The organism is Variovorax sp. P5_A3, assembly GCF_056400665.1.
Map to the genome: position 1 here is coordinate 48,736 of NZ_JBFUKW010000010.1, position 23,131 is coordinate 71,866.

23 protein-coding genes and 1 tRNA gene are annotated in these 23,131 nt (G+C 65.1%); 12 read left to right on the forward strand and 12 right to left on the reverse strand.

The window, feature by feature from the left end:
- The first annotated feature begins 58 nt into the window (after positions 1-58).
- Positions 59-1,489: an aspartate ammonia-lyase gene (locus AC1D3B_RS17120; RefSeq protein ID WP_478191857.1), complete on the forward strand. Its 1,431-nt coding sequence runs from the start codon at positions 59-61 to the stop codon at positions 1,487-1,489.
- Between the two features lie 134 nt (positions 1,490-1,623).
- On the opposite strand, the gene AC1D3B_RS17125 is transcribed toward AC1D3B_RS17120, so the two are convergent.
- The 6 genes from AC1D3B_RS17125 to AC1D3B_RS17150 all read right to left on the reverse strand — a co-directional run bounded on the left by AC1D3B_RS17125 (position 1,624) and on the right by AC1D3B_RS17150 (position 8,229).
- Positions 1,624-1,699, reverse strand: a tRNA-Thr gene (locus AC1D3B_RS17125).
- 11 nt (positions 1,700-1,710) lie between these two features.
- Positions 1,711-2,721, reverse strand: coding sequence for a class 1 fructose-bisphosphatase (locus AC1D3B_RS17130; RefSeq protein ID WP_478191858.1), 1,011 nt, complete (start codon positions 2,719-2,721; stop codon positions 1,711-1,713).
- A 21-nt stretch (positions 2,722-2,742) separates the two neighbouring features.
- The gene (gene pepN, locus AC1D3B_RS17135) at positions 2,743-5,433 is read right to left on the reverse strand and encodes an aminopeptidase N (protein WP_478191859.1); all 2,691 of its coding nucleotides are present in this window, start codon (positions 5,431-5,433) and stop codon (positions 2,743-2,745) included.
- The gene (locus tag AC1D3B_RS17140; RefSeq protein WP_478191860.1) at positions 5,420-6,106 is read right to left on the reverse strand and encodes an HAD family hydrolase; all 687 of its coding nucleotides are present in this window, start codon (positions 6,104-6,106) and stop codon (positions 5,420-5,422) included. Before AC1D3B_RS17140 ends, pepN begins: the two co-directional genes overlap by 14 nt.
- Positions 6,106-7,210 (reverse strand): peptide chain release factor 2 gene (gene prfB / locus AC1D3B_RS17145; protein ID WP_435515077.1). Its coding sequence is split into 2 segments (ribosomal slippage): positions 6,106-7,128 and positions 7,130-7,210, totalling 1,104 coding nucleotides; the frame shifts between segments, so codons are not numbered across the junction. The genes AC1D3B_RS17140 and prfB overlap by 1 nt, the downstream gene beginning before the upstream one ends.
- A gap of 101 nt (positions 7,211-7,311) precedes the next feature.
- On the reverse strand, positions 7,312-8,229 hold the full coding sequence (locus tag AC1D3B_RS17150) for an alpha/beta fold hydrolase (protein WP_478191861.1): 918 nt from the start codon (positions 8,227-8,229) through the stop codon (positions 7,312-7,314).
- 93 nt (positions 8,230-8,322) lie between these two features.
- Here AC1D3B_RS17150 and AC1D3B_RS17155 point away from each other — a divergent pair, with 93 nt between their 5' ends.
- From AC1D3B_RS17155 to AC1D3B_RS17170, 4 genes are read left to right on the forward strand one after another with little or no spacing between them, the layout of a single operon-like run.
- Positions 8,323-9,384: an aldo/keto reductase gene (locus AC1D3B_RS17155; RefSeq protein ID WP_478191862.1), complete on the forward strand. Its 1,062-nt coding sequence runs from the start codon at positions 8,323-8,325 to the stop codon at positions 9,382-9,384.
- A gap of 10 nt (positions 9,385-9,394) precedes the next feature.
- Positions 9,395-9,886, forward strand: coding sequence for an aminoacyl-tRNA deacylase (locus tag AC1D3B_RS17160; protein WP_478191863.1), 492 nt, complete (start codon positions 9,395-9,397; stop codon positions 9,884-9,886).
- 52 nt (positions 9,887-9,938) lie between these two features.
- Positions 9,939-10,568, forward strand: a complete 630-nt coding sequence (gene plsY / locus AC1D3B_RS17165; RefSeq protein WP_478191864.1) for a glycerol-3-phosphate 1-O-acyltransferase PlsY — start codon at positions 9,939-9,941, stop codon at positions 10,566-10,568.
- A 15-nt stretch (positions 10,569-10,583) separates the two neighbouring features.
- A complete protein-coding gene (locus tag AC1D3B_RS17170; protein ID WP_435515071.1) occupies positions 10,584-10,937 on the forward strand; it encodes a RidA family protein in 354 nt (117 codons plus the stop codon).
- Positions 10,938-10,941: 4 nt separating this feature from the next.
- On the opposite strand, the gene AC1D3B_RS17175 is transcribed toward AC1D3B_RS17170, so the two are convergent.
- Both AC1D3B_RS17175 and AC1D3B_RS17180 read right to left on the reverse strand, forming a co-directional pair.
- Entirely contained in the window at positions 10,942-11,568 is a 627-nt protein-coding gene (locus AC1D3B_RS17175; RefSeq protein WP_478192075.1) for a retropepsin-like aspartic protease family protein, read from the reverse strand.
- Positions 11,569-11,684: 116 nt separating this feature from the next.
- A complete protein-coding gene (locus AC1D3B_RS17180; RefSeq protein ID WP_478191865.1) occupies positions 11,685-12,170 on the reverse strand; it encodes a YajQ family cyclic di-GMP-binding protein in 486 nt (161 codons plus the stop codon).
- 75 nt (positions 12,171-12,245) lie between these two features.
- Here AC1D3B_RS17180 and murB point away from each other — a divergent pair, with 75 nt between their 5' ends.
- Positions 12,246-13,298, forward strand: a complete 1,053-nt coding sequence (gene murB, locus AC1D3B_RS17185; RefSeq protein WP_478191866.1) for a UDP-N-acetylmuramate dehydrogenase — start codon at positions 12,246-12,248, stop codon at positions 13,296-13,298.
- 108 nt (positions 13,299-13,406) lie between these two features.
- On the opposite strand, the gene argG is transcribed toward murB, so the two are convergent.
- The 4 genes from argG to AC1D3B_RS17205 form a co-directional block, all read right to left on the reverse strand.
- Positions 13,407-14,744: an argininosuccinate synthase gene (gene argG / locus AC1D3B_RS17190; RefSeq protein WP_478191867.1), complete on the reverse strand. Its 1,338-nt coding sequence runs from the start codon at positions 14,742-14,744 to the stop codon at positions 13,407-13,409.
- A 15-nt stretch (positions 14,745-14,759) separates the two neighbouring features.
- Positions 14,760-15,083 (reverse strand): pyrimidine/purine nucleoside phosphorylase, encoded by a 324-nt coding sequence (gene ppnP, locus AC1D3B_RS17195; protein ID WP_478191868.1) that lies wholly within the window; start codon positions 15,081-15,083, stop codon positions 14,760-14,762.
- A gap of 130 nt (positions 15,084-15,213) precedes the next feature.
- Complete coding sequence (locus tag AC1D3B_RS17200) at positions 15,214-15,780, reverse strand: hypothetical protein (RefSeq protein WP_478191869.1); 567 nt, start codon at positions 15,778-15,780, stop codon at positions 15,214-15,216.
- A 77-nt stretch (positions 15,781-15,857) separates the two neighbouring features.
- The gene (locus tag AC1D3B_RS17205) at positions 15,858-16,211 is read right to left on the reverse strand and encodes an ArsC family reductase (protein WP_478192076.1); all 354 of its coding nucleotides are present in this window, start codon (positions 16,209-16,211) and stop codon (positions 15,858-15,860) included.
- A 34-nt stretch (positions 16,212-16,245) separates the two neighbouring features.
- Here AC1D3B_RS17205 and folC point away from each other — a divergent pair, with 34 nt between their 5' ends.
- The 6 genes from folC (at position 16,246) to gltX (ending at position 23,100) form a co-directional block, all read left to right on the forward strand.
- Positions 16,246-17,553, forward strand: coding sequence for a bifunctional tetrahydrofolate synthase/dihydrofolate synthase (gene folC, locus AC1D3B_RS17210; RefSeq protein WP_478192077.1), 1,308 nt, complete (start codon positions 16,246-16,248; stop codon positions 17,551-17,553).
- A 62-nt stretch (positions 17,554-17,615) separates the two neighbouring features.
- Positions 17,616-18,479: an SPOR domain-containing protein gene (locus AC1D3B_RS17215; RefSeq protein WP_478191870.1), complete on the forward strand. Its 864-nt coding sequence runs from the start codon at positions 17,616-17,618 to the stop codon at positions 18,477-18,479.
- 15 nt (positions 18,480-18,494) lie between these two features.
- Positions 18,495-18,980, forward strand: coding sequence for a CvpA family protein (locus tag AC1D3B_RS17220; protein ID WP_478191871.1), 486 nt, complete (start codon positions 18,495-18,497; stop codon positions 18,978-18,980).
- A 12-nt stretch (positions 18,981-18,992) separates the two neighbouring features.
- Positions 18,993-20,492, forward strand: coding sequence for an amidophosphoribosyltransferase (gene purF, locus AC1D3B_RS17225; protein ID WP_478191872.1), 1,500 nt, complete (start codon positions 18,993-18,995; stop codon positions 20,490-20,492).
- Between the two features lie 8 nt (positions 20,493-20,500).
- The gene (locus AC1D3B_RS17230) at positions 20,501-21,715 is read left to right on the forward strand and encodes an O-succinylhomoserine sulfhydrylase (RefSeq protein ID WP_478191873.1); all 1,215 of its coding nucleotides are present in this window, start codon (positions 20,501-20,503) and stop codon (positions 21,713-21,715) included.
- Positions 21,712-23,100 (forward strand): glutamate--tRNA ligase, encoded by a 1,389-nt coding sequence (gene gltX / locus AC1D3B_RS17235; protein ID WP_478191874.1) that lies wholly within the window; start codon positions 21,712-21,714, stop codon positions 23,098-23,100. Before AC1D3B_RS17230 ends, gltX begins: the two co-directional genes overlap by 4 nt.
- The last annotated feature ends 31 nt before the right edge of the window (positions 23,101-23,131 follow it).

A 23,131-nucleotide genomic window follows, 5' to 3' on the forward strand; every position in this document is an offset into this window, starting at 1 on the left:
TTCATGGATAACCCGCTTGGAGACAACGCTCGACACAGGGCACCAACGAAGGATCGACATGAGCCAATTCCGCATCGAACACGATTTGCTCGGCGACCGCGAAGTGCCCGCCGAGGCGTACTACGGCGTGCACACGCTCCGTGCGCAGGAGAACTTCCAGATCTCGGGTACGACCATCTCGGCCTATCCCGAACTCCTGGTGGCATTGGCGTCGGTCAAGCAGGCCGCTGCGGAGGCGAACGCCGAACTGGGCCTGCTGCCGGAAGCCAAGCTCCACGCCATCGTCGCCGCCTGCGAGGAGATCCGCAAGGGCGCGCTGCGCGACCAGTTCGTCGTCGACATGATCCAGGGCGGCGCGGGCACCTCGACCAACATGAACGCGAACGAGGTGATCTGCAACCGGGCGCTGGAAATCCTCGGCCACCAGCGGGGCGAGTACAAGTACCTGCACCCGAACGAAGACGTCAACATGGCGCAGAGCACCAACGACGTCTATCCGACCTCGCTGCGCATTGCGACCTGCTTCGCCATCGATCGCCTGCTCGTCGCGATGGACAAGCTGCGCGCCGATTTCGCCGTGAAGGCGATCGAGTTCGCGCCGCTGCTCAAGATCGGCCGCACCCAGTTGCAGGACGCCGTGCCGATGACGCTCGGCCAGGAATTCTCGACCTATGCGGTCATGCTGGAAGAAGACCTGGCGCGGCTGCGCGAGGCATCCCTGCTGATCCGCGAGATCAACCTCGGCGCGACGGCCATCGGCACGGGCATCACCGCGCATCCCGAGTACGCGGGCAAGGCGCTGAAGTCATTGGTGCGGATCACGGGCATCGAACTCAGCACGGCGCCGAACCTGATCGAGGCGACGCAGGATTGCGGCGCCTTCGTACAGCTCTCCGGCGTGCTGAAACGCATCGCGGTGAAGCTGTCGAAGACCTGCAACGACTTGCGACTGCTGTCCAGTGGCCCGCGCTCGGGTTTCGGCGAGATCAACCTTCCACCCATGCAGGCGGGCTCGTCGATCATGCCGGGCAAGGTCAATCCGGTGATTCCGGAAGTCGTCAACCAGGTCGCGTTCGAAGTCTTCGGCAACGACCTCACGGTGACCTTCGCCGCGGAGGCCGGGCAACTGCAGCTCAATGCCTTCGAGCCCATCATCGCCACCGCGCTGTTCCGCAGCTTCAAGCACCTGACGGCTGCGTGCAACACGCTGGGCGAGCGTTGCGTGCGAGGCATCACGGCCAACCCTGATCGGCTGAAGGAAAGCATCGAGCGCTCCATCGCGCTCGTGACGGCGCTCAATCCGATCATCGGCTACAAGGAAGCGACCGAGGTCGCGGCCGAGGCCTATGCCAACGGGACCAACGTGCGCGAGGTCGTGCTCCGGCGCAAGCTGATGACGGAGGACGAACTGGAGCAGGCGCTGCGCCACGAGGTGCTGACGAAACCGCGCGTGTATGAAAAGACCGTGAAGACTCAGCGCAAGAGCTGAAAGCGCTCAGGGTTCCAGTGCTTCTTCGTCCGGTATGGCTGAGCGTTCGGCCAGATTGCCTGCAGCTTGCCTGCGGGTCCCCAGAAACAGAGAAGCCCGCTATCTTTTCGATAGCGGGCTTTCCTTGCTGTACTTGGTGCCGGAGAGATGAATCGAACACCCGACCTTCTCATTACGAATGAGCTGCTCTACCGACTGAGCTACACCGGCTAAGCTCTCGATTATAGCGGGTCGTGATAGCGCGTCAGCCGCTCCACTTCATTTTTTGACCCCAGCACAACAGCGACACGTTCGTGGAGCTTCGATGGCTCCAGATCGAGCATCCGTTGCCGGCCGTTGGTCGACGCACCGCCGGCCTGCTCGACGAGCCAGCTCATGGGGTTCGCTTCATACATGAGGCGCAGCTTGCCTGCCTTCTCGGGCTCGCGCTTGTCCCAGGGGTACATGAAGATGCCGCCGCGCATCAGGATGCGGTGCACATCGGTCACCATGCTGGCGATCCAGCGCATGTTGAAGTCCTTGCCGCGCGGGCCTTCCTTGCCGGCGAGGCATTCGTCGATGTAGCGCTTCACCGGGGCATCCCAGTGGCGCATGTTGCTCATGTTGATCGCGAATTCCTTGGTATCAGCCGGAATCTGGATGTCTTCCTGCGTGAGCATGAAGGAACCCTGCTCGCGATCGAGCGTGAACATCGCGACGCCGTTGCCGACGGTCAGTACCAGCGTCGTTTGCGGGCCGTAGATGCAATAGCCCGCGGCCACCTGCTTGCTGCCGGCCTGCAGGAAGTCGGCTTCCTGCACGCCCGGCGTGTCGTCGGGCTTCTTGAGCACGCTGAAGATGGTCCCGATGCTGACGTTCACATCGATGTTGCTGGAGCCGTCAAGCGGATCGAACAGCAGCAGGTATTCGCCTTGCGGATAGCGATTCGGGACGACGTAGATGCTGTCCATCTCCTCGCTGGCCATCGCGGCGAGGTGGCCGCCCCATTCGTTGGCTTCGATCAGCACCTCGTTGGCGATGATGTCGAGCTTCTTCTGGATCTCGCCTTGCACGTTCTCGCTCTCGGCCGTGCCGAGCACGCCACCCAGCGCGCCCTTGTTGACGGCCTGGCTGATGCTCTTGCAGGCGCGCGCGACCACTTCGAGCAGCAGGCGCAACTGGCCGGGAATGAGGCCGTCGGCGCGCTGCTGTTCGACGAGGTAGCGGGTGAGTGAAATCTTGTGTTGAGCCATGTATTCGGGGTTCCTTGTAGGTCAGGCCGTCAGCGCGCGTGTCACGACCTCGTGGGTGTCCTTGCTGAGATCTGGACGGGCGGCCACGCGAGCGATGGCTTCGCGCGCGGCGCTGCGATAGGGTTCTGCCAGCTTGCACCAGCGGTCGAGCGCACGCGCAAGGCGGGCGGCGACCTGCGGATTGATCGCGTCGAGTTCGATCACGCGGTCGCTCCAGAACACATAGCCGGCGGCGTCGGGTCGGTGCAAAGCGCCCGGGTTGGCGCTGCAGTAGCTGAAGATCACGCTGCGCGCGCGGTTCGGGTTCTTGATCGAGAAATCCGGGTGCTTCATCAACTGCTTCACCAGCGGCAGGATGTCGCCGCCACGGTCGGGTGCGCCGGCCTGCAGCGAGAACCACTTGTCGATCACGAGCGCCTCGTCCTTGAAGATCTCGTGGAAGCGGGCGAGCGCCTGCGCCGCCAGTGCGTGGCCCGATGAGACCAACGCATTGAGGGCGTTGAATCGGTCGGTCATGTTGCCCGCGTCCTTGAAGCGCTGCAGGGTCTTGCCGGGCCATATCGCCTCGCCCGAGGCACGCGCGGCGATGCACAGATGGGTCAGCGCGATCCCGGCCAGCGCGCGGCGGCCCGAGGAGACCGGGTCGGGCGTGTACGCGCCGGTGTCGCGGTTCTGTTCGTAGGCTTGTTCCCAATCGGCGAAGAGCGCGGTGGCAAGTTGCGCGCGCATGGCTTCGCGCACGGCGTGCACGCGCTGCGGATCGACGACTTCGAGTTGCTCGGCGATGTACGTTTCCGAAGGCAGCGACAGCACGAGTTCCTTGAACGCGGCATCGAGCGTCGGATGGCGCAGCACGCCGCGCATTGCCTCCATGAACGCTTCGTTCAACGGCTGTTCGTTCGGGCTTGCGGGTGTGGCGATCGCGCGGATTGCGGCGCGCAGAGCGAGGCGCTGGCCTGCTTCCCAGCGGTTGAACGGATCGGGATCGTTCGCCAGCAGCGTGAGCAACTGGGCGTCGCTGTACTCGTAGTCCAGGATCACCGGTGCGCTGAAGCCGCGAAGAATCGAAGGGACCGGCTCGGCGTCGAGGTTGACGAAAGTGACCTGCTCGCCAGCGCGCGTCAGCACGAGGGTGCGCGTGCCTTGCACGGCGTTCGATTCACCTTCGAGTTGCAGCGGCAGTTCGCGGCCGTCGGCGCCCAGCAGGCCGATGTTCACGGGGATGACGAACGGATCCTTCACCGGCTGGCCCGGCGTGGGCGGGCAGCTTTGCACGAAGCTCAGCGTGTAGGTGCGCGCGCCCGAATCGTAGACGCCGTGCGCGGCGAGGCGCGGCGTGCCGGCCTGGCTGTACCAGCGCTTGAACTGCGGCAGCAGGCGCGCGAGGTCGGATTCGGGATTGGCATCGGCGATGGCCTGCGCGAAATCATCGCAAGTCACCGCCTGGCCATCGTGGCGCTCGAAATAGAGCGTGATGCCGCGCTCGAAGCCCTTGCGGCCGACCAGCGTCTGCATCATGCGCACGACCTCGGCACCCTTCTCGTAGATGGTGACGGTGTAGAAGTTGCTGATCTCGATGTAGCTGTCGGGCCGCACCGGGTGAGCCATGGGGCCTGCGTCTTCAGGGAACTGCGCGGTGCGCAGCACGCGGACGTCCTCGATGCGCTTGACGGCGCGCGCGGACGCCTCGGCGCACAGGTCCTGGCTGAACTCCTGGTCGCGGAAGACCGTGAGGCCCTCCTTGAGCGAGAGCTGGAACCAGTCGCGGCAGGTCACGCGGTCGCCGCTCCAGTTGTGGAAGTACTCGTGGCCGACCACGCTCTCGATGTTGCTGTAGTCGGCGTCGGTGGCGGTGGCCTGGTTGGCGAGAACGTACTTCGTGTTGAAGATGTTCAGGCCCTTGTTCTCCATCGCGCCCATGTTGAAGTCGCTGGTCGCGACGATCATGAAGCGGTCGAGGTCCAGCGGCAGTCCGAAGCGGGCTTCGTCCCACATCACCGAATTGATCAGCGAGTTCATCGCGTGCTCGGTCTTGTCGAGGTCGCCGGCGCGCACGTAGACCTGCAGCAGGTGCTCCTTGCCGTTGCGCGCCTTGATGCGCTGCTCGCGCGCGACCAGCTTGCCGGCGACCAGTGCGAAGAGGTAGCTCGGCTTGCGGAAGGGGTCGACCCACTTCGCGAAGTGGCGGCCTTCGGGCAGGTCGCCCTGCTCGACGAGGTTGCCGTTGGACAGCAGCACCGGGTAGGCGGCCTTCGCGGCGCGCAGGGTGACGGTGTAGCTCGCCATCACGTCCGGACGGTCGAGGAAGTAGGTGATGCGGCGGAAGCCTTCGGCCTCGCACTGCGTGAAGAAGGTGTCCTCGCTCACGAAAAGGCCCATGAGCTTGGTGTTCTTCACCGGGCAGCAGGTGGTGAAGATCTCCAGCTCGAAGGCATCGGGCAGGTTGTCGATCACGAGCTGGTCGACATCCATGCGGAACGAAGCGCCCTGGCCGTCGACCAGTACGCGGGCGAGGTTCAGCTCGTCGCCATCGAGGCGAAGGGGCTCGGGCGCCACATCGGGATTGCGGCGCAGGCGCATGCGGTTGAGCACGCGGGTCTTGGCGGGGTCGAGGTCGAAGGTGAGGTCGACGGTGTCGATCCAGTAGGCAGGCGCGCTGTAGTCCTCGCGACGGATCGCGATCGGTTGGCCTTGGGCATCACGCAACAGCATCGAGTGTCTCCAGAAAGTTTGAGTTGGCTAGTTCGTTGTAGTCACGCACAGCCGCAATCACGTGCGGCCCTGCGAGTTCGGAGGCGCTGTGGGTGGTGCAGACCGCCACCGCGAGCATCCCGCCGCGGCGCGCGGCCTCGATGCCGAAGGGCGCGTCTTCGAAGACGACGCAGCGCGAAGGCGCCACGCCGATGCGGCGCGCGGCTTCGAGAAAGATGGCGGGTTGCGGCTTGCCCGGAAGGCCCTCGTCGCCGCCGACGATGGCGAGCGGGGCGGGCGCCAGGCGCAGGTTCGACATCGTGAAGGCGATGTTGTGCTTGTCGCCTGCCGTGCCGACCGCGATCTTGAGCCCGCGCGCCACCGCGTTGCCGGCAAAGGCGCGGAAGCCGGCTACCTCGCGGAACTCTGCGCCGAAGAGTTCGCGGTAGATCGATTCCTTCTGGTGCGTGATCTCGGCGCTCTCGGCTTCGGTGACCTCGCGGCCCATCAGCTCGCAGGCGCATTCGAAGGCCGTGCGGCCGGTGGTGCGGCGCATGAAATGCGGCACGTCGATGTCGAGGCCGTTGCGGCGTCCGTACTCGACCCATGCCTTGGCGTGCCAGGGCATGGAGTCGACCATGGTGCCGTCCATGTCGAAGATCAGTGCTTCCACCTTGTGCGTCGCGCCTTGCATCAGACCCCTTGTTTCAACGAGGCTTCGATGAAGGCGTCAAGGTCTCCGTCGAGTACCTTCTGCGTGGCCGAGATTTCGACGTTGGTGCGCAGGTCCTTGATACGGCTGTTGTCCAGCACGTAGCTGCGGATCTGGTGGCCCCAGCCGACGTCGGTCTTGCTGTCCTCGAGCTTCTGCTGTTCTTCCTGTCGCTTGCGCATCTCGTGGTCGTACAGGCGCGAGCGCAGGCGTTTCCAGGCGACGTCGCGGTTGCTGTGCTGGCTGCGGCCGTCCTGGCACTGCACCACGATGCCGGTCGGGATGTGCGTGAGCCGCACCGCCGAGTCGGTCTTGTTGATGTGCTGGCCGCCGGCGCCGCTGGCGCGGAAGGTGTCGGTGCGCACGTCGGCCGGGTTGATCTCGATCTCGATCGAATCGTCGATTTCCGGGTAGACGAAGATGCTCGCGAAGCTCGTGTGGCGCCCGCCCGAGGAATCGAAGGGCGACTTGCGCACGAGCCGGTGCACGCCGGTCTCGGTGCGCAGCAGGCCGAAGGCGTAGTCACCCTCGACCTTGATGGTCGCGCCCTTGATGCCGGCGGTGTCGCCCGGCGTCTCGTCCTCGATCTGGGTCTTGAAGCCTTTGCGCTCGGCGTACTTCAGGTACTGGCGCAGCAGCATGCTGGCCCAGTCGCAGGCCTCGGTGCCGCCGGCGCCGGCCTGGATGTCGACGAAGGCATTCAGCGGATCGGCCGGGTTGTTGAACATCCGGCGGAACTCGAGCTGCTTGATGTCGGCTTCGAGCTTGGCGGCGTCGTCGGCGATGGACTGGAGGCCGTCCATGTCGCCTTCTTCCTTCGACATCTCGAAAAGCTCGGTGTTGTCCGAGAGCCCGCTGGTGAGCCGGTCGAGCGTGACGACCACGTCATCCAGCGACTTCTTCTCGCGGCCCAGTTCCTGGGCCTTCTTCGGGTCGTTCCAGACGTTGGGATCTTCGAGCGATGCGTTGACCGTCCTCAGACGTTCGGCTTTGGCATCGTAGTCAAAGATACCTCCGTAAATCGACCGTCCGGGCGCTCAGGTCCGCGAGGGTTGCGCCGATTTGGTTGATTTGCTCTGCATCCATGGGGTGTCCTGACGGTTTCGGGGAAAACCGTGCATTTTCTCATGGTCGACAGACCTGAAGCCGGAAGGGCGATCAGGCCGGCGCCGACCCCTTCCGGGCGCCTACGCCGCCAGGAATTCCTCGATGAGCGCCGCCACACGGGCGGGCTGATCGTGATGCAGCATGTGGCCGGCCTCCTCGACGCTGGCGATGCGCGCGTTGGGCACCTTCTTCAGGCGCTCGTGGTACTCGGCCAGGGTGTAGCGGCCCTTCCACCATTGGCTAAGGCTGTCGTCCGAGGCTTCCACCGCCAGCACGGGCGCCGTGATGGCGGCGTACAGCGCCAGCATCTCGTCGCAGCGGAAGATGTGGGCGTTGATGATCTTGTGGGCCGGATCGCCCAGGATCTCCCACCGGTCCCCGCCATCCGCATGCGGCCGCGGGGCGGACCAGTGGGCGGCGAGCCAGTCGGCCTTGTCCTGGGAGAGGCGCGGGTTGGTCTTCATGAGGCGGCGCGCGACACCGTCGACCGCCGAGTAGCTCGCGAGCGCCATCTCGCCGCGATGCAACCGCTTTTGCTCGTCGATCCACTTGGCGTAGCGGCCCGGCGCCTGGTTTGGCTCGAAGGCGGGCATGCCGAAGCCCTCGAGGTTGACCAGCCGGCGAATCCGCTGCGGCCGGACACCGCCATATTGCATCGCGACATTGCCGCCCATGCTGTGGCCGACCAGGTCGACGGGGGTGTCGCCCGCATAGTGGTCGAGCAGCCAGTCGAGGTCGGCCAGGTAGTCGGGCATCCAGTAGTTGTCGACCTTGCCGCCGGCAGTCAGGCCGAAGCCGCGCCAATCGGGCGCCAGCACCCAGCGGGCATCGGCCAGCGCGTCGACGACAAACTGCCAGGAAGCTGCGACGTCCATCCAGCCGTGGAGGAGCACCAGCGGCGGACGGGCTTGTGTCGGTTCGCCCCAGGCGCGCACGTGGTAGCTCAGGTTGCGGACGGGAACGAATTCGCTGCGCGAGGGGCGGAGGGCTTGGTACATCGGCGTCGATGATACGGAGGCGGCGCCGACCCCACAGTCAGGTGCACGACACGTCAGAGCAGGTCGGCGTGCCAACGGGTAGCATTTCGCTCCATGCAAAAAATCCAACTCGGTCAGAGCGACCTTCACGTCACGCCGATCTGCCTCGGCACCATGACCTTCGGTGAGCAGGTCGACGAATCCACCGCCCACGCTGTCCTCGATCGCGCCCTCGAACGGGGCATCGATTTCATCGACACGGCCGAGATGTACGCGGTGCCGGCCCGCAAGGAAACCTTCGGCGCCACCGAGACCATCATCGGCAACTGGTTCGAAAAGAACCCCGGGATGCGCCAGAAGGTCGTGCTGGCGAGCAAGGTCGCTGGCCCTTCGCGCGGCATGCCGTGGGTTCGGGAAGGCGACGGCATGACGCCCGCCGACATCACCGCATCTTGCGAGGCCAGCCTCAAGCGGCTGAAGACCGACGTGATCGACCTCTACCAGATCCACTGGCCCGAGCGCAATGTGCCTGCCTTCGGCGCGATGTACTACGACCCGACCAAGGAAAGGTCGGCCACCTCGATCCATGAGCAACTCGAAGCGATGGGCAAGCTGGTCAAGGCTGGAAAGGTGCGCGCGATCGGCCTGTCGAACGAAACGCCATACGGCGTGCACGAGTTCGTGCGGCTCGCCGAGCAGCACGGCCTGCCGCGAGTGGCGACAGTGCAGAACGTCTATTGCCTGGTCAGCCGGGCGCTCGAGAACGGGCTGGACGAAACGATGCACCGCCTCGGCGTCTCGCTGCTGGCCTACTCGCCGCTGGCCTTCGGCCTCCTGACCGGCAAGTACGACCAGAGCGGCACCGAAGGCCCCGATGCGCCGAAGGGCGCGCGCATCTCCAGCTACGAATCGGTGCGCAATCAACGCTGGGGCCGTCCCGACGCGCTCAAGGCCGCGCGCCGCTACAACGCGCTGGCGAAGGACCATGGCCTCACACCGGCCAAACTGGCGCTGGCCTTCTGCTACACCAAGTGGCAAGTGGCGAGCACCATCATCGGCGTGACTTCCGTGGCCCAACTCGACGAGGACCTGGACGCATGGGGCACGAAGCTCTCGCCCGAGCTCTTGGCGGAAATCGACAAGATCCGCTGGGAAATGCGCGACCCGGCTGCCTGACCACCAAGCCGTGAGCAAGAAGACGCACGTTTCGGAAACGCCCGCGACGCAATTGTTGCGGGCGAACGGCGTCGCATTCACCGAGCATCCCTACGAGTACCTCGAGCACGGCGGTGCGCAGCACAGCGCCGAGGTGCTTGGCCTCGACCCCTTCACCGTGGTGAAGACGCTGGTGATGCAGGACCAGGACGCGAAGCCGCTGATCGTCCTGATGCACGGCAACCGCACGGTGTCGACCAAGAACCTGGCGCGCCAGATCGGCGCCAAGTCGGTCGAGCCCTGCAAGCCGGAAGTCGCGAACCGTCACAGCGGCTATCTCGTGGGCGGCACCTCGCCCTTCGGTACGCGGCGCGAGATGCCGGTGTACATCGAGTCGACCATCCTCGATCTGCCGAAGATCGCCATCAACGGCGGGCGGCGCGGCTATCTCGTCGGTATCGACCCGCAGGTCTGCGTCAGTCTTCTCGGCGCCAAGCCGGTGCAGTGCGCGCTGGCAGAATAGCCGGCTGCCTCGTTCGGAGGCGCGCCGCCGGGTTTGCCGGCCCGGAGACACTGTGAGTTCCTATCTTCCTTCGCTGATCGCGATCGTCCTGTCCTACCTGCTGGGTTCGCTGTCCTTTGCGGTGATCGTCAGCAAAGCGCTCGGCATGGCCGACCCGCGCAGCTACGGCAGCAAGAACCCGGGCGCCACCAACGTGCTGCGTTCGGGCAACAAGGGCGCGGCCCTTGCAACGCTGTTGCTCGATGCGCTCAAGGGTTGGGTGCCGGTGTTCCTGATCCAGCACTACGGGCAGGGCTTCGGCATGGGTCAGGGCACGGCGGCGGTGGCCGGCCTGGCCGCGTTTCTCGGTCACCTCTACCCCGTGTTCTTCGGATTCCAGGGCGGCAAGGGCGTCGCGACGGCTGCAGGCGCGCTGGTCGGCATCAACTGGCTGCTGGGCGTTGCGACCGGCGGCACGTGGCTGATCATCGCCGTCTTCTTCCGCTATTCGTCACTGGCCTCCATTGTGGCCGCCTTCTTTGCCCCGGCCTACTATCTCATCGGCGGCGAGATCGCCTGGCCGCTGGACCTTGCGGTGCTGCTGGCCCTGGTGTCGATCAGCCTGCTGCTGATCTGGCGGCACCGCGAAAACATCCGCCGGCTCGCGGCCGGCACCGAGTCGAAGCTCGGCTCGAAGAAATAGAAATAGGAACACGTCATGGCATCCATCCAACGCTTCCACGTCGGCCCGCGCCTCAGCGAGACAGCGGTGCACAACGGCACGATCTACCTCGCCGGGCAGGTGCCCGACGACACGACGCAGGACATCCGCGGCCAGACCGCGCAGGTGCTCGCGATGGTCGACCGCCTGCTGGCGGAAGTGGGCAGTGACAAATCGCGCATCCTGATGACGCAGATCTTCCTGGCCAATATCTCCGAGATCGTGGCGATGAACGAGGTGTGGGATGCGTGGATTCCGGCCGGCAACACGCCACCGCGCGCGACGGTGCAGGCTGCCATGGCCAACCCCGCCTACAAGATCGAGATCGTGGTGACGGCCGCAGCCGCCTGAGCCGTCAGAAGCGTTTTTCCAGGACCATCTGATCCGCGTCGCGCCGCATCGAGAAGCGGTTGATGAAGCTGTTGCCCAGCAGGATGTAGGGCATCGGCTGTTGCGAGACGATGGCTTCGACGTCGTAGACCTCCACGTCGCCGACGCGCACGGAATTCAGGTTCAACCGATAGCCCAGTGCGACGCCGTTCGCGGTGTTCATCCGCACGGGCTCACCCTTGGAGAAGTCGAGCCCGATGCGTTGTGCATCGGCCGCCGACATCGCCACAGTGGTGGCGCCGGTGTCGAGCATGAAGCTCACCGAGCGCCCGTTGATCGCGCCCTGCGCCATGAAATGCCCGCCGCTCGAAACCGGCAGCACGATCCGGTTGCCGCCGCCCCCGGAGCCGCCACCGCCGCCAATGCTGACCGGCGTGTCCATGCGTAGCGCGACACGCTTTCCTGCCGCCTCGACGGTCGCCTGTTCACCTTGGAGCGACAACAGCTTGACGCCCTGGAAGGTCTCCCCGACTGCCACAGTCTTCGGCGCGCCGCCGTTCACGATCAGGATCGCGCGGCTTCCGATGGTGCCGGTGAGCATCACCGACTGCGCATGCGCAAAAGCGCAGACACCCGCCAGCAGCGCAAGCATCAACCCGCGACCCGAACGCCAGAAATACCGCGGATCCGGCTTCGCCGGTCCGCAGGTATTGCCCCCGGCGAGGGGGGTGGCGGCCACACGAAGTGGGCGAGCCTGGGGGTGTGCCATCAGTCCCTGAAGTTGTTGAAGGACAGGGGCATGTCGGGCACGTCCTTCTTGATCATCGCCATCGCGGCCTGCAGGTCATCGCGCTTGGCGCCGGTCACCCGCACCGCGTCGCCCTGGATCGCGGCCTGCACCTTGAGCTTGCTGTCCTTGATGAGGCGCGTGATCTTCTTGGCCGTTTCGGATTCGATGCCGTTCTTGACCTTGATGACCTGCTTGACCTTGTCCCCGCCGATCTTCTGGACGTCGCCCTTGTCGAGAAAGCGCACGTCGACGCTGCGCTTGGTGAGCTTGGCGCGCAGGATGTCCTCGACCTGCACGAGCTGGAATTCGGCGTCGCCGACGAGGGTGATTTCCTTGTCCTTGAGCTCGACGGCGGCCGCGGTGCCCTTGAAGTCGAAGCGGGTGGCGATTTCCTTGGCGGTGTTCTCCACTGCGTTCTTGACCTCGGGCAGGTTGGGTTCACAGACAGTGTCGAAAGACGGCATGAAGGCTCCGGGCAGCAACTGGATTGATTAGGCCGCGCGCAGTGCCGCGCGGCGTCCGAATGCGACAATTCTCCCATGATCGTGGAGCACAACGTACCGCTGCAGCAGCACAACAGCTTCGGCATCGTCGCGCGCGCGCAGCACCTGGCGCGCATCGCCGGCGAGGCCGATGTCGGCGCACTGCTGGCCGACGCGAAATGGCGGGATTCGCCGAAATTCGTGCTGGGCGGCGGCAGCAACATCGTGCTCACGGGCGACGTCAAGCCGCTCGTTCTGAAGGTCGAAATCAAGGGACTGCGCCTCGTCGAAGAGACGCCGCGCACCTGGATCGTGGAGGCGGGCGCCGGCGAGGTGTGGCACGACACGGTGCTGTGGGCGCTGGAGCAGGGCTATCCCGGCCTGGAAAACCTGGCGCTGATTCCCGGAACGGTGGGTGGTTCGCCGGTGCAGAACATCGGCGCCTATGGCGTCGAATTGCAGGATCGCTTCGACTCCCTCGACGCGATCGACCTCGAAACGGGTGGCACCTTCACGCTGGACGCCGGGCAATGCGCGTTCGGCTATCGCGATTCGGTCTTCAAGCACGTGGCCAGCGGCGACAACGATTTCGGGCTGGCTGGGCGTGCGCTGATCACGCGCGTGCGTTTCCGCCTGCCCAAGCCCTGGAAGCCGGTGCTCGGCTACCTGGACCTGGAACGCAAGATGGCCGAAACCGGCAACTTCACGCCCAGCGCGATGGAGATCTTCGACTGGGTCTGCGCGATCCGCCGAGCCAAGCTGCCGGACTGGCGCGTGCTCGGCAATGCCGGCAGCTTCTTCAAGAACCCGACCGTGACGCCTGAGCAATGCGCCGACATCATTGCCCGCGACCCCAAGATCGTTCACTACCCGATGGCGGACGGCAGCATCAAGCTGGCGGCCGGCTGGCTGATCGATGCCTGCGGCTGGAAGGGCAAGTCGGTCGGCAACGCCGGCGTGTACGAGCGCCAGGCGCTTGTGCTGGTCAATCGGGGCGGCAAGACCAACCCGGTGACCGGCGGCGAGGTGATGACGCTCGCCAAGGCGATCCAGACCAGCGTCTACGAGCGTTTCGGAATCCGCCTGGAACCGGAACCTGTGGTGGTTTGACTCGCCCCCAGGCTTACTCACTTCGTGTAGACGCCCACCCCCTGCCGGGGGCAATACCGGCGGCCCGGCGGAGCCGGTTCCGCGGTATTCCTGGAAGCGAGCGTCGACCTATTTGGAGTCGTCGTTTTTAAGTTGCGGGAGAGACGCGCCTTGGGGTGACGACAGCAGTCCCGCCTGCGTATAGATCGCCAGCTTCTCGCGCGTGTCGACGATGTCGAGGTTGCGCATGGTCAGCTGGCCGATGCGATCGGCGGGCGAGAAGCTCGACTCGCCCTTTTCCATCGTCAGCCGCTCGGGCTTGTACGTGAGGTTGGGCGAAACCGTGTTCAGGATCGAATAGTCGTTGCCGCGGCGCAATTCGACGGTGACTTCGCCGGTGATCGCACGCGCCACCCAGCGCTGGGCCGTCTCGCGCAGCATGATGGCCTGCGGGTCGAACCAGCGGCCCTGGTACAGCAGCCTGCCGAGGCGTCGGCCGTGGTCGCGGTACTGCTCGATCGTGTCCTCGTTGTGGATGCCGGTGACCAGGCGCTCGTAGGCGATGAACAGCAGCGCGAGGCCCGGAGCCTCGTAGATGCCGCGGCTCTTCGCCTCGATGATGCGGTTCTCGATCTGGTCGCTCATGCCCAGGCCGTGGCGGCCGCCGACGCGGTTGGCTTCGAGGATCAGGTCGACCAGGCTTGCGTATTCGACGCCGTTGATGGCGACCGGACGGCCTTCGACGAAGCGCACGGTGACTTCCTCGCGCTTGACTTCGACCTCGTCCTTCCAGAAGGCGACGCCCATGATCGGCTGGACGATCTTCATGCCGCTGTCCAGGTGCTCCAGATCCTTGGCCTCGTGCGTCGCACCCAGCATGTTGGAATCGGTGGAGTAGGCCTTCTCGGCCGACATCTTGTAGGCGAAGCCGGCCTTCTGCATGAATTCCGACATCTCGGCGCGGCCGCCCAGTTCGTCGATGAAGGTCTGGTCCAGCCAGGGCTTGTAGATCTTCAGCGCCGGGTTGGTGAGCAGACCGTAGCGGTAGAAGCGCTCGATGTCGTTGCCCTTGTAGGTGCTGCCGTCGCCCCAGATGTGGACATCGTCTTCCTTCATGGCGGAGACCAGCATGGTGCCGGTCACGGCGCGTCCCAGCGGGGTGGTGTTGAAGTAGGTCACGCCGGCCGTGGTCACATGGAAGGCGCCGGCTTGCAGGGCTGCGAGGCCTTCTGCCGCGAGTTGCGTGCGGCAGTCGATCAGGCGCGCCATTTCGGCGCCGTACAACATGGCCTTGCGCGGGATCTCGTCGTAGTCGGGTTCGTCGGGCTGGCCGAGGTTGGCGGTGTAGGCGTAGGGGATCGCGCCCTTGTTGCGCATCCAGTGCAGCGCAGCGCTGGTGTCGAGGCCGCCCGAAAAGGCGATGCCGACCTTCTGGCCGGCGGGAACGTTCTGGAGGATGGTGGACATGCTCGGAATCCCGGTTCAGCCGAAGTGGCAGATGTAGCTGTAGGGCTCGCCGCTGACGCGGATCTGGAAGGTGGAGTTGCCCGGCACGCTGAATTTGTCGCCCACGCCCGAAGCCACCCACTCATCGCTGCCGGAGAGCTTGTATTCGCAGCTGCCGGCGGTGCCTTCCATGATTTCCGGGGCGCCGGTATTGAAGGTGAGGGCGGACGGCAAGATCACGCCGACCGATTTCTTGGTGCCGTCAGCAAGCGTGAGGCTGTGGCTCACGCATTTGCCGTCGAAATACACATTCGCCTTGGTCGATACCGCGGCGCTCTGGAGGAAGTCGGTTGTGCTCATTGGATAGGAGGGCCTGGCGCTGGTTGCGGTCGGCAATCAGCAGCGCGCCGTTGCAAGACGCGCCCGTGCAATGGTTGGAAAAGCCCGTGATTTTAGGCTTTGCCGGCCGGCCCCCCGGCCTGACTGGCGATCAGCGCCAGCGACCGCCCCAGCCGCGCGAGTAGCCGAAGCCCAGCGAGATGCCGATGGGTGGGTAGGCGTAGGGCTGCGGATAAGCGTAGGCCGGTGCCGGGTAGTAGGCAGGCGCCGGGTAGTACACGGGAGCCGCCGGCTGCACGTAGACGGGAGCGGGCGCATACACGGGCGCGGGCGCACCGCCGCCCGACACCACGAGGCCCTGCTCCGGGACCACATTGCTCCAGTCCGGCTGGTTGTTGTAGTCGGGTCCTTGTCCTTGCGGGAACTGCGCGCCTTGCGCGAACTGCGACTGCGGCGCCACGGGGGAGGTCGTCGCGACGCCGTAGGAGCCGACATCGATCGAGATGCTCTGTCCGGGGGGCGTTGCGGTGCGGGTCGTGTATTGGCGACCGGCGTATTCGTAGGTCACGTTGTAGCTGGTGCCGCCGCTGGAATCGGCCACCGGCGTGGACGAAATCACCCGGGCCAACACTTGCTCCGCCTGGGCCAGCGTGGCTCCTCCTGCCAATGCGGCCAGCACCGATACGGTTGCGATTCTGCGAACGATCTTTGTATTCATTTCAACTCCTTTGGAACGGGGCGTCGAGCCCCCACGCGACCTGGTTGGAGGCACGCGCACGGTCGAGGTTCAACCGTTTACACAACGTGGCTTTTCCAGAGGGCGGCGTCGAACCCCGTTGTAACGCCGGATCCGGCACCCCAGTTGACCACCGGCCGCTTGATCAGGCTCGGATTGGCAAGCAGCGCCGCGCGTGCCGATGCGGCATCGACGACCGCTGCACGGGTTTCGTCGTCGAGGCGGCGCCAGGTGGTGCCGCGGCGGTTCACCAGGGCTTCCCAGCCAGGGGCCTGCAGCCACTTGTCGAGTTCTGTCTCGGGTACGCCTTCCTTCTTGAAGTCGTGGAAACGGTAGGTGATGCCATGTTCGTCGAGCCAGGCGCGGGCGCGTTTGACGGTGTCGCAGTTCGGGATGCCGTAGAGGGTTGTCATCCGGCGATGATGCCTGCGGCGCAGGTCGGCGACAATTCCGGCCTCCATGAAATCCCTCGCAGACTGGCTCTCGCATGCCGAGCGCCTGCACCCCAAGAACATCGAACTCGGCCTCGACCGGGTCCGCGCGGTCGCCCAGCGGCTGAATCTTTCTTTCGACTGCCCGGTGATCACGGTGGCGGGCACCAACGGCAAGGGCTCGACCTGCGCCATGCTCGAGTCGATCCTCACGCATGCCGGCTATCGCGCCGCTGTGTTCACCTCGCCTCACCTGGTGCGCTTCGAGGAGCGCCTGCGCCTGTCCGGCGAAGCCGTCGACGGCGACGAGCTGGCGAAGCACTTCGAAACGGTGGAGCAAGGGCGCGGCGACGTTGCGCTGACCTATTTCGAGTTCACCACGCTCGCCATCCTGCTGTGCATCGCCGCGAACAAGCCCGATGTCGCCATTCTCGAAGTCGGCCTCGGCGGACGGCTGGATGCGGTCAACATCGTCGATGCCGACTGCGCGGTGATCACCAGCATCGACCTCGATCACATGGACTACCTCGGCCCCGATCGCGAAAGCATCGGTTTCGAGAAAGCCGGCATCTTGCGGGCGGGCCGGCCGGCGATCGTGAGCGATCCGGTTCCGCCGCAGAGCGTGATCGACCATGCCAATGCGATCGGGGCCGATCTCTGGCTGGTCGGTCGCGATTTCAATGTGTCGGGCGACAAGCAGCAATGGGGCTGGAGCGGCCGGGGTCGTCGTTACAGCGGCCTGGCCTATCCGGCGCTGCGTGGTGCCAACCAACTGGTCAATGCGGCGGGGGTGCTTGCGGCGCTGGAATCGTTGCGTCAGCGCCTGCCGATCACCGCGCAGGCGGTGCGCAACGGACTCGCCATGGTCGAACTGCCCGGGCGCTTCCAGATCATCCCGGGCGAGCCCGCCCTGGTGCTCGACGTGGCGCACAACCCTCATGCGGTCGCCGCGCTTGCCGAGAACCTCGACGCAATGGGTTTCTATCCGACCACCCACGCCGTTTTCGGCGTCATGGCCGACAAGGATGTGGCGCCCATGTTCGCCCGCATCGGCCCGATGATCGACCGCTGGTACTTCACCGATCTGCCGACCGAACGCGCCGCGAAGGCTTCGGATCTGCTCGCCCGATGGAAGGCGCAGAACACGCGCACCGATGTCTCCGGCAGCGTGCACGCCGCGCCCATGGAGGCGCTGCAGGCGGCCATCGATCGCGCCGACCCCACTGATAGAATTGTCGTCTTCGGATCGTTCTTCACCGTGGGTGGTGTGCTCGAGCACGGAACACCCCGTCTGCGAGCCAGGCACTTGTCTCCCGGCTCCTGAAAAAGCCCTGATTTCCGGCGCCTCTCCACCTCACGCTGCACTCCATCAGGAAAACGAATTTCATGGCGTTCTTCAAGTTCCGCACACGCGGTCCTCAGGGCAACGAAGGGCGAAACAGCACGGTCGCCGCGGCACCGGCGGAGAGCATCGAAGCGATGCGCCGCCGTGCGCGTCATCGACTGGTCGGCGCCGCCGTGCTGGTGCTGATCGGCGTGATCGGCTTTCCCTTGCTCTTCGATACCCAGCCGCGTCCCATTTCGGTCGACATCCCGATCGAGATCCCCGACCGCAACAAGACCAAGCCACTGACGCTTCCGTCCACGCCTGCCCCCGCGACTTCGAGCAACTCCGGCGCGAATCCGGCGCCCGCATCCGGCGGTGGCGGCATCATCACCGAGGCGGCGGATGGCACCGAGATTCCGACCGGCAAGCTACCGCCGTCCGCGCCAGCCGTAGAAGCCAGGGCCGAGCCGGCGCCGGAAGCAAAGCCTCCGGCCAAGACGGAGGCTAAGTCCGAACCCAAACCAGAACCCAAGCCGAAGCCCGAAGCCAGGGCGGAAGCCAAGCCCGAGCCGAAGCCGGAGCCCAAACCCGCGGCGCCCAAGTCCGCTGACGACGGCGACCGTGCCCGTGCATTGCTCGAAGGCAAGGCCGCATCGGCCGCCGCTGCCAAGCCGACCGCCGCAGCCGACGAAAATGGTCGCTTCGTGGTCCAGGTCGGCGCCTTTGCCGATGCCGACAAGGCCAAGGAAGTGCGCCAGAAACTCGAAAAGGCAGGACTCAAGACCTACACGCACGTCGCGAAGACGGCCGATGGCGAGCGCACGCGTGTGCGTGTCGGGCCCTTCGCCTCTCGCGCCGAGGCCGACCGCGCTGCCAGCAAGGTCAAGGGCTTGTCATTGCCGGCAGCCGTCCTCAGCTTGTAGCCAACGCTGACCGACGTGGCCCTGCTCGACTGGATCGCTGTCGCGCTTCTGGTGGTTTCGATGCTGCTGGGGTTGTTTCGGGGGCTGGTGTTCGAGGTGATGCTGCTGGCGGGTTGGGTGCTTGCCTTCCTTTGCGCGCAATGGCTGGCGGACGACGTGGGCCGGTGGTTGCCCTTCGGCGATCCGGCGGCGACGTGGCGCTACGCGGCGGGCTTCGTGCTGGTGTTCGTGGCTGTGGCCTTCACCGTGGGGATGGTGGCGTCGCTCACGCGCAAGCTCGTTGCCGCGATCGGATTGCGGCCGGTGGACCGCGTTCTCGGCGGCGCCTTCGGCGTGGTGCGTGGCGCGGTCGCACTGCTCGCCACGGCGGTTGTTGTTCATTTGCTGGCGTTGAGCGACAGTGCCTGGTGGCACGAATCGCGAAGCGCCATTGTTCTCGATGCGGCATTGCAGGGCCTGAAACCCGCTTTGCCTGAAAAGTTGGCAAGCTACCTGCCCTGAGAGGATCGCTTCATGTGTGGAATCGTCGGCGTTGTCAGCAACGCTCCCGTCAATCAATTGCTCTACGACGCGCTGTTGCTGCTGCAGCATCGCGGCCAGGACGCGGCGGGCATCGTCACGCTGCTGGAACGCAAGTTCTTCATGCACAAGGCCAAGGGCATGGTGCGCGACGTGTTCCGCACCCGCAACATGCGCGGCTTGCCCGGTGACGTGGGCCTGGGCCAGGTTCGCTATCCGACCGCGGGCAACGCCTACAGCGAGGAAGAGGCGCAGCCCTTCTACGTGAATGCGCCTTTCGGCATCGTGCTGGTGCACAACGGCAACCTCACCAATGCGCATGCGCTGCGGGCCGAGTTGTTCTCCACCGACCACCGCCATACCAACACGGAGAGCGATTCCGAGGTGCTGCTCAACGTGCTGGCGCACGAGATCGATCGCGCCACGCGGGGCGGGGCGCTCAATTCCGTGAACCTGTTCGAGGCAGTGCGCAATGTGCACCGGCGCCTGCGTGGTTCCTACGCCGTCGTGGCGCTCATCGCCGGCCATGGGCTTCTCGCATTCCGCGATCCCTACGGTATTCGCCCGCTCGCGATGGGCCGCGGCGCGGACGGCACCGTGATGGTGGCCAGCGAATCGGTCGCGCTCGAAGGCTCGGGCCATGTGTTCGAGCGCAACATCGCGCCAGGCGAAGCTGTGTTCGTCGACCTGCAGGGCCAGGTGCATGCCGAGCAGTGCGCCGATTCACCGACGCTCAACCCTTGCATCTTCGAATTCGTCTACCTGGCGCGTCCCGATTCCGTGCTGGACGGGATCTCGGTCTATCAGGCGCGCCTGAACCTGGGCGAGACCCTTGCCAAGCGCGTGGTCTCGACCGTGCCGCCGAGCGAGATCGACGTGATCATCCCGATCCCCGAATCGAGCCGGCCGAGCGCGACGCAACTGGCGCATCTGCTTGGTGTTCCCTACCGGGAAGGATTCGTGAAGAACCGCTATGTGGGCCGCACCTTCATCATGCCGGGGCAGGGCGTGCGCAAGAAGTCGGTGCGTCAGAAGCTCAATGTGATCGGCAGCGAGTTCAAGGGGCGCAACGTGCTGCTGGTCGACGACTCGATCGTGCGCGGCACCACGAGCCGCGAGATCGTCCAGATGGCCCGCGATGCGGGCGCGCGCAAGGTGTATCTCGCCAGCGCGGCGCCGCCGGTGCGCTACCCCAACGTCTACGGCATCGACATGCCGACCAAGGACGAACTGGTTGCGCACGATCGCACCGTCGAGGAGATTCGCGAGCTGATCGGCTGCGACGCCCTGATCTACCAGGACGTGGACGCGATGAAGCGCGCGATCGGTTCCCTCAATTCGAAGCTCGACGGATTCGATGCATCGTGCTTCGACGGCGTCTACGTGACCGGTGACATCGATACCGAAGCCATCACGCGCATGAACGGCAACCGTCCGCGCATCGAGGAAAACGAGGAAGACTCGTCGCGCCTCGCATTGCCCAATCTGAGCTGAAAGTCAACGTGACCGAACGATCTCTTCCGCCCGGTCTGCACCGTGACACGCTCGCGGTGCGTACTGCGCTCGACCGGAGCCAGTACGGCGAGAACTCCGAGGCGCTGTTTCTCACGAGCAGCTTCGTCCAGCCCGATGCGGAGACCTCCGCGCGCCGCTTTGCAGGCACAGAAGAAGGCTTCACCTACACGCGCACCTCGAACCCGACCGTGGCCAGCTTCGAGCGCCGTCTCGCCGCGCTCGAAGGCACCGAGGCCGCTATCGGGGCTTCGAGCGGCATGGGCGCGATCCTCATGATGTGCATGGGGCTGTTGAAGGCGGGCGACCACGTGGTGTGCTCGCGCTCGGTGTTCGGCTCGACGCTCAACCTGATCGGCCGCGAGTTCGGCAAGTTCGGCGTCGAGACCACGTTCGTCTCGCAGACCGATGTTGCCGAGTGGAAGGCGGCGATCCGCCCGACCACGAAGCTGCTCTTTGCAGAGACGCCGACCAATCCATTGACCGATGTCTGCGACATCCGCGCGTTGGCCGATCTCGCGCACGACGCGGGTGCGCTGCTGGTCGTCGACAACTGCTTCTGCTCGCCGGCACTGCAGCGGCCGACCGAATGGGGCGCCGACCTGGTCATCCATTCGGGCACCAAGTACCTCGAAGGCCAGGGCCGCGTGCTCGCAGGCGCGATCTGCGGATCGTCGAAGCTGATCAATGAAGTCTTCGGCCCCGTGGTGCGTACGGCGGGCATGGCGCTGTCGCCGTTCAACGCATGGATCGTCCTCAAGGGACTGGAGACCTTGGGCATCCGCATGCAGGCGCATTGCGCCGGTGCGCTCGCGCTGGCTCAGTGGCTTGAAACGCAGCCGGGCGTCGCACGTGTCTACTATCCGGGGCTTGCCTCGCACCCCCAGCACGCGCTGGCCATGCGCCAGCAGTCCGGGCTGGGTGGCGCGGTGGTGTCCTTCGACGTGAAGGGCGACGGGCCGGAACTGGCTCGTGCGAATGCCTTCCAGGTGATCGACAGCACCCGCGTACTCAGCATCACCGCCAACCTCGGTGACACCAAGACCACCATCACCCATCCGGCCACCACATCGCACGGGCGCCTCACCGAAGCGCAACGTCTGGCGGCCGGCATCGGTCAAGGCCTGATCCGCGTCGCGGTCGGCCTCGACCACATCGAAGACATCAAGGCCGACTTGTTGCGCGGTCTGAGCACCCTGGCATGACACAGAAGACACGCACCCGTTTCGCTCCCTCGCCGACCGGCTTCATCCACCTCGGCAACATCCGCTCGGCGCTCTATCCGTGGGCCTTTGCGCGCTCGACCGGCGGCGACTTCATCCTGCGCATCGAGGACACCGATGTCGAGCGCTCCACGCAGGCTGCGGTCGACGTGATCCTCGAAGGCATGCAGTGGCTCGGCCTCGATCACGACGAAGGTCCGTACTACCAGATGCAGCGCATGGACCGCTACAAGGCCGTGCTCGCCGAATTGCAGGCAGCTGGCCAGGTCTATCCCTGCTACATGAGCGTGGCTGAGCTCGATGCACTGCGCGAGAAGCAGATGGCTGCCAAGGAAAAGCCGCGCTACGACGGCACCTGGCGGGCGGAGCCAGGCAAGACCCTGCCGCAGGTGCCTGAGGGTGTGCTGCCCGTCCTGCGCTTTCGCAATCCACAGGGCGGTGTGGTCGCATGGGACGACAAGGTCAAGGGGCGCATCGAGATCGGCAACGACGAACTCGACGATCTCGTGATCGCGCGACCGGACGGAACGCCCACCTATAACTTCTGCGTCGTGGTCGACGATATCGACATGGCCATCACGCACGTCATTCGCGGCGACGACCATGTGAACAACACGCCGCGCCAGATCAACATCTTCCGTGCACTCGGCAAGGAGCCGCCGGTGTATGCGCATCTGCCCACGGTGTTGAACGAGCAGGGCGAGAAGATGAGCAAGCGCAACGGTGCGAAGCCCATCACCCAGTTCCGCGACGAAGGCTTCCTGCCCGACGCGATGGTCAACTACCTCGCGCGCCTCGGATGGAGCCATGGCGATGACGAGATCTTCTCGCGCGCGCAGTTCATCGAATGGTTCAACCTCGACCACCTCGGACGCAGTGCCGCGCAGTTCGATGAGACCAAGCTGCGCTGGGTCAATGCGCAACATCTCAAGGCGATGGCTGACGATGCGCTCGCTCCTTTGGCTGCTGAGCAGTTGCAGAAGAAGGGCATCGTCGCCGACGAGCGACTGCCTGCCATCTGTGGCCTCTTCAAGGATCGTTGCGACACCACTGTCGCACTGGCGAACTGGGCCGCGGCCTTCTATGCGGATGTGTCCCCCAGCGAAGCAGACCGCGCACAGCACATCACCGATGCAGTGCGTCCGGCCATCGCAACGCTGGTCGACAAGCTCGCGACAGTCGCATGGGACAAGGCTGCGATTGCATCCGCGATCAAGGAAGTGCTGACCGCGCATGGTCTTAAAATGCCGGCACTCGCGATGCCGGTGCGTGTGCTTGTGATGGGAACATCACAGACGCCGTCGCTCGATGCGGTGCTCTCGCTTTTTTCTCGCGAAACTATTTTGAAGAGATTGAAGGAGGCCTGAAAGTCAGGCTATAATTTGAGGCTCGACACCC

Excerpts from the sequence above, each read along its gene's own strand:
- AC1D3B_RS17120 (WP_478191857.1), top strand. The coding sequence starts at position 59 with ATGAGCCAATTCCGCATCGAACACGATTTGCTCGGCGACCGCGAAGTG.
- AC1D3B_RS17130 (WP_478191858.1), bottom strand. The coding sequence starts at position 2,721 with ATGGCTCAACACAAGATTTCACTCACCCGCTACCTCGTCGAACAGCAG.
- pepN (WP_478191859.1), bottom strand. The coding sequence starts at position 5,433 with ATGCTGTTGCGTGATGCCCAAGGCCAACCGATCGCGATCCGTCGCGAG.
- AC1D3B_RS17140 (WP_478191860.1), bottom strand. The coding sequence starts at position 6,106 with ATGCAAGGCGCGACGCACAAGGTGGAAGCACTGATCTTCGACATGGAC.
- AC1D3B_RS17150 (WP_478191861.1), bottom strand. The coding sequence starts at position 8,229 with ATGTACCAAGCCCTCCGCCCCTCGCGCAGCGAATTCGTTCCCGTCCGC.
- AC1D3B_RS17155 (WP_478191862.1), top strand. The coding sequence starts at position 8,323 with ATGCAAAAAATCCAACTCGGTCAGAGCGACCTTCACGTCACGCCGATC.
- AC1D3B_RS17170 (WP_435515071.1), top strand. The coding sequence starts at position 10,584 with ATGGCATCCATCCAACGCTTCCACGTCGGCCCGCGCCTCAGCGAGACA.
- AC1D3B_RS17175 (WP_478192075.1), bottom strand. The coding sequence starts at position 11,568 with ATGCTTGCGCTGCTGGCGGGTGTCTGCGCTTTTGCGCATGCGCAGTCG.
- AC1D3B_RS17180 (WP_478191865.1), bottom strand. The coding sequence starts at position 12,170 with ATGCCGTCTTTCGACACTGTCTGTGAACCCAACCTGCCCGAGGTCAAG.
- murB (WP_478191866.1), top strand. The coding sequence starts at position 12,246 with ATGATCGTGGAGCACAACGTACCGCTGCAGCAGCACAACAGCTTCGGC.
- argG (WP_478191867.1), bottom strand. The coding sequence starts at position 14,744 with ATGTCCACCATCCTCCAGAACGTTCCCGCCGGCCAGAAGGTCGGCATC.
- ppnP (WP_478191868.1), bottom strand. The coding sequence starts at position 15,083 with ATGAGCACAACCGACTTCCTCCAGAGCGCCGCGGTATCGACCAAGGCG.
- AC1D3B_RS17200 (WP_478191869.1), bottom strand. The coding sequence starts at position 15,780 with ATGAATACAAAGATCGTTCGCAGAATCGCAACCGTATCGGTGCTGGCC.
- AC1D3B_RS17205 (WP_478192076.1), bottom strand. The coding sequence starts at position 16,211 with ATGACAACCCTCTACGGCATCCCGAACTGCGACACCGTCAAACGCGCC.
- AC1D3B_RS17215 (WP_478191870.1), top strand. The coding sequence starts at position 17,616 with ATGGCGTTCTTCAAGTTCCGCACACGCGGTCCTCAGGGCAACGAAGGG.
- purF (WP_478191872.1), top strand. The coding sequence starts at position 18,993 with ATGTGTGGAATCGTCGGCGTTGTCAGCAACGCTCCCGTCAATCAATTG.
- gltX (WP_478191874.1), top strand. The coding sequence starts at position 21,712 with ATGACACAGAAGACACGCACCCGTTTCGCTCCCTCGCCGACCGGCTTC.